The organism is Geminicoccus sp. (assembly GCF_035556675.1).
Lineage (GTDB): Bacteria > Pseudomonadota > Alphaproteobacteria > Geminicoccales > Geminicoccaceae > Geminicoccus.
Map to the genome: position 1 here is coordinate 1 of NZ_DATMFZ010000336.1, position 3,995 is coordinate 3,995.

6 protein-coding genes are annotated in these 3,995 nt (G+C 69.7%); 4 read left to right on the forward strand and 2 right to left on the reverse strand.

Annotated features, from left to right (window positions below):
* Nucleotides 1–399: UdgX family uracil-DNA binding protein (locus VNS22_RS23640; protein WP_325736872.1), on the forward strand; the 399-nt coding region annotated here is incomplete at its 5' end.
* Between the two features lie 3 nt (nucleotides 400–402).
* Here VNS22_RS23640 and VNS22_RS23645 read toward each other — a convergent pair.
* On the reverse strand, nucleotides 403–1,290 hold the full coding sequence (locus VNS22_RS23645) for a DUF72 domain-containing protein (RefSeq protein WP_325736874.1): 888 nt from the start codon (nucleotides 1,288–1,290) through the stop codon (nucleotides 403–405).
* Between the two features lie 126 nt (nucleotides 1,291–1,416).
* Here VNS22_RS23645 and VNS22_RS23650 point away from each other — a divergent pair, with 126 nt between their 5' ends.
* Nucleotides 1,417–1,737, forward strand: a complete 321-nt coding sequence (locus VNS22_RS23650; RefSeq protein ID WP_349261879.1) for a plasmid stabilization protein — start codon at nucleotides 1,417–1,419, stop codon at nucleotides 1,735–1,737.
* A 49-nt stretch (nucleotides 1,738–1,786) separates the two neighbouring features.
* Entirely contained in the window at nucleotides 1,787–2,293 is a 507-nt protein-coding gene (locus tag VNS22_RS23655) for a ferritin-like domain-containing protein (protein WP_325736878.1), read from the forward strand.
* Nucleotides 2,294–2,357: 64 nt separating this feature from the next.
* Here the strand turns inward: VNS22_RS23655 and VNS22_RS23660 are convergent, their stop codons facing one another.
* Entirely contained in the window at nucleotides 2,358–3,521 is a 1,164-nt protein-coding gene (locus VNS22_RS23660) for an FAD-dependent oxidoreductase (protein ID WP_325736880.1), read from the reverse strand.
* 162 nt (nucleotides 3,522–3,683) lie between these two features.
* Between VNS22_RS23660 and VNS22_RS23665 the strand changes: the two genes are divergently transcribed.
* Nucleotides 3,684–3,995: Ada metal-binding domain-containing protein (locus VNS22_RS23665; RefSeq protein WP_414653423.1), on the forward strand; the 312-nt coding region annotated here is incomplete at its 3' end.

Below are 3,995 nucleotides of genomic sequence, written 5' to 3' on the forward strand. Positions count from 1 at the left end.
GAGGCCGGGCTGGACCGGCAGAAGGTCTATGTCACCAATGCGGTGAAGCACTTCAAGTTCGAGCCGCGCGGCAAGCGGCGCATCCACCAGAAGCCCAACACCGGCGAGATCCGCGCCTGCCGGCCCTGGCTGACGGGCGAGCTGGCGGCGATCCGGCCGAAGCTGGTGGTGGCGCTGGGGGCGACCGCGGTGCAGAGCCTGATCGGCAAGGCGACCTCGCTGCGCTCGGTGCGGGGCCAGGTGCTGAAGACCGACAACGACGCCGAGATGATGGCGACGGTGCATCCGTCCTACCTTCTGCGCGTGCCGGACGAGGCATTGCGGGCCAGCGAGTACCAGAAGTTCGTGGAGGATCTGCGCCTGGTGGGCGAGCACGATCCGAGCGTGCGGATGGGCTGAGGCTCAACCGGCCTCTGCCGGCTGGAGCCGGTCGATCAGGGCCAGCGCGTCGACCGGGGCTGCCTGCTCCATGGTGTTGTCGAAGTAGAGATAAACGTCGCGGGGCATTGGTGCCGGATCGTCCCCGGGCGCGATGAAGCGGCCGTCGGTCATGGGCAGGCCCTGGCTCCAGGCCAGGAGGCGGGCCGCCCAGCGGTCCAGCGAGGCCCCGTCGTAGCTGCTGCGGTAGAGCAGCTTGCCGCCATGGAGCCGGCAATAGGCGAAGTCGGCGGTGAGGTCGAACAGGGCCGGCCACCGGGGGGCATCGGCGGCGACCAGGGCCACGCCATGGCGGCGGAGCAGGGCGACGACATCGGGCGTACAGAAGCTTTCGTGGCGGATCTCGACGGCGTGGCGGATGCGGCCGATCCCGTCCGCCGCGAGCCAGGTGTGCTCGCCGACATGGGCGTCGTGGCGCTCCGCCAGGGCGAGGGCGGCCGGCCCGTCCTTGGGCAGGAGCGCCAGGAAGGCGGCGAAGCGCTCCGGCTCGAAGCGGAAGCCCGGCGGGAACTGCCAGAGGATCGGGCCCAGCCGGCTGCCCAGGCGGAGCAGGCCCGAGGCCAGGAAGTTGGCGATCGGCGTCTCGGGCTCCACCAGGCCGCTGTCATGGGTGATGAAGCGCGGCGCCTTGACCGCGAACAGGAAGCCTTCCGGCGTGGCCTCGGCCCAGCGGGCGAAGGTCGCGGGCTTTTGCAGGCCGTAGAAGGTGCCGTTGATCTCGATCGTGCGGAAGACCCGGGCGGCATGGGCCAGCTCGGCGCGCTGGGGCAGGCCCTTGGGATAGAAGCCGCCGCGCCAGGGCGGGTAGGTCCAGCCCGAGATGCCGATCCGGATGTCGCCCGCTTGCGCCAATCGCCGCCTCCCTCACGTCGGGGCTGAAACACGCCAGGGAGCGGCAGGTTCTCCGTCACCAAGCGGCGAGCGGGGAACTGGGCTGCGGCAGAGCGGTTCTTGAGCCAGCCAGAACTGGAGGCATCGATGCCACAGGGCGACAAGTCCAAGTACACCGACAAGCAGAAGCGCAAGGCCGAGCATATCGAGGAAGGCTACGAGGCGCGCGGCGTGTCGGAGAAGGAGGCGGAGCGGCGCGCCTGGGCCACCGTCAACAAGGACGATGGCGGCGGCAAGAAGAGCGGCGGCTCCGGCAAGGGCGCCCATACCGGCCATCCGGCCGCCCACAAGGGCGGCGAGAAGGGCGGCAAGGCGTCGGCGTCCCGTTCAGCGGCCGAACGTTCCGCATCGGCGAAGAAGGCGGCCGCGACCCGCAAGCGCAACGCGGAACAGCACGCGCATCACTGACACGTCATTGGCCATGGACCCAGCAGGATCCGGGCCGGGAGAGAGAGCCATGGGTCTGTTCACGAGCGATATCAAGACGATGGACGATCTGTTCGTCCATCAGCTCCAGGACATCTATTACGCCGAGCAGCAGATCACCAAGGCGTTGCCGAAGATGATCGGCAAGGCGACCAACCCGCAGCTCAAGTCCGGTTTCGAGCAGCATCTGCGCGAGACCGAGAACCAGCTCAAGCGCCTGGAGCAGGTCTTCAAGATGCACGGCGCCCAGGCCAAGGGCGCGACCTGCCCGGCGATCGACGGGATCATCAAGGAGGCCAACGAGGTGGCCGGTGAGGTCGCCGACAAGGAGGTGCTGGACGCGGCACTGGTGGCATCCGCGCAGGCGGTCGAGCACTATGAGATCACCCGCTACGGCACGCTGATCGCCTGGGCCAAGCAGCTCGGCCGCAACGACTGCGCCAGCATGCTCCAGCAGAACCTGGACGAGGAAAAGGCGACCGACACCAAGCTGACCCAGATGGCGGAAGCCAAGATCAACCGCGCCGCCGCCGTCTGACGAACAGCCCAACATTCTGTGTGAATGGCCCCGCCGGCATCCCCGGCGGGGCCATTTGCCGTTCTCAGCGCAGGTCCAGCTCAGCCAGGCGGAAGGCGATGCGCCGCTGCACGGGCGGGAGACGGTTCACGGTCTGCAGCGCCAGGTTGCGCAGGAGCCGGGCCGGAGTGGAGCGGGCGGTGGCGATCCTCGTGATCCGGTCGGTCATCGCCACCAGACGCTGGGCGTTGTGCCGGCGCTTTGCCGCCCAGGCATCCAGTCCGGTCGTGTCGCCCTGGCGCAGAGCGGTGATCAGCGGGCCGGCCAGGCTCACCGCGTCCTGGATGCCGGTGTTCATCCCCTGGCCGCCTGCCGGGCTGTGGACATGGGCGGCATCGCCGCACAGCAGCACGCGGTCCTTGCGGAAGCTGGCGGCGACGCGGTGGTGGATGCGGAAGCGCGAGCTCCAGATCAGGTCGCGTGCCACCGCCCGCTGCAGCCGCGGCCCACGCGTGTCCAGCAGGGCCTGCACCGTGGCAAGGTCGGGCTCGGCCGGGGCATCGGCCACGGTCGCGACGATCCGATAATGGCCGCCCGGGAACGGCACCACCACCATCAGCCCGTCCGGCGACAGCATCAGGCTCGCCTCGTCCGCGCCGAGCGGCCAGTCCATGTGCAGGTCGGCCAGGACGAACGATTCCTCATAAGTGCCGCCGATAAACTCGATGCCCGCCGCCTCGCGCACGAAGCTGTGACCGCCATCGCAGCCGACCACGAACCGGGCGGCCACCTGCTGCGTGCCGGAATCGGTCTCCAGATCCGCCAGCAGCTGCTCCGGCCCCGGCACCAGCCGGGCCAGGCGACAGGGCCGCGTCACGGTGCCGCCGAGCGAGGTCAGGCATTGCTGCAGGATCTGCTCGGTCCGGTCCTGCGGGCAGGTCAGCACGCAGCGATAGGCGCTGGGCAGCCGGTCGAACGGGATGTTGGCGAGCACCCGGTCGTGCTCGCGCATGCGGAAGACCTTCAATGCCAGGCCAGCGCGCAGCAACTGGGTCGTGGCGCCCATGGGCTCCAGCACTTCCAGCGTACGCGCATGGACCACCGCGGCGCGCGACAGGTTGCTGCCTTCCGCCAGCCGGTCGACCAGCAGCACCCCACCGGCCCCCTGGCGCTCCAGTTCGGCGGCGAGGCTGAGGCCAGCCGGCCCGGCACCTACCACCAGCACCTCGCAATCGCGCGGCAGCACCATCGCCAGCCTTCCCTCCAGCTCTGACCAGAACCGGTCGTGGCGCAGTGTGGATTGCGGCGCAAGCGGCGGAGTGCGGCAGCCGGCGGCTGGGATCAGGATGCGTCATGACACGGAGGCGTCGCCTTGGGGCTGACGCTTCCGGCAGGAGATCGCTACATGACCATGACGCATATCGACATGTCAGACATCCGGCCGACCAGCATGGACCAGGGCAAGTTCCAGACCGACGAGGCGCGCTGGGCGGCGGTGCAGGCGCGCGACCAAGCGGCGGACGGCGCCTTCTGGTTCGCGGTGCGTACCACCGGCGTGTACTGCCGGCCGTCCTGCAAGGCACGGCCGGCCAGGCGCGAGAATGTCAGCTTCCATGACAGCCCGGCCGAGGCGGAGCAGGCGGGCTTTAGGCCCTGCAAGCGCTGCCGGCCGGACCTGGAGCCGCAGGATCGCCGTCAGGCCCAGGCGGTGGCCAAGGCCTGC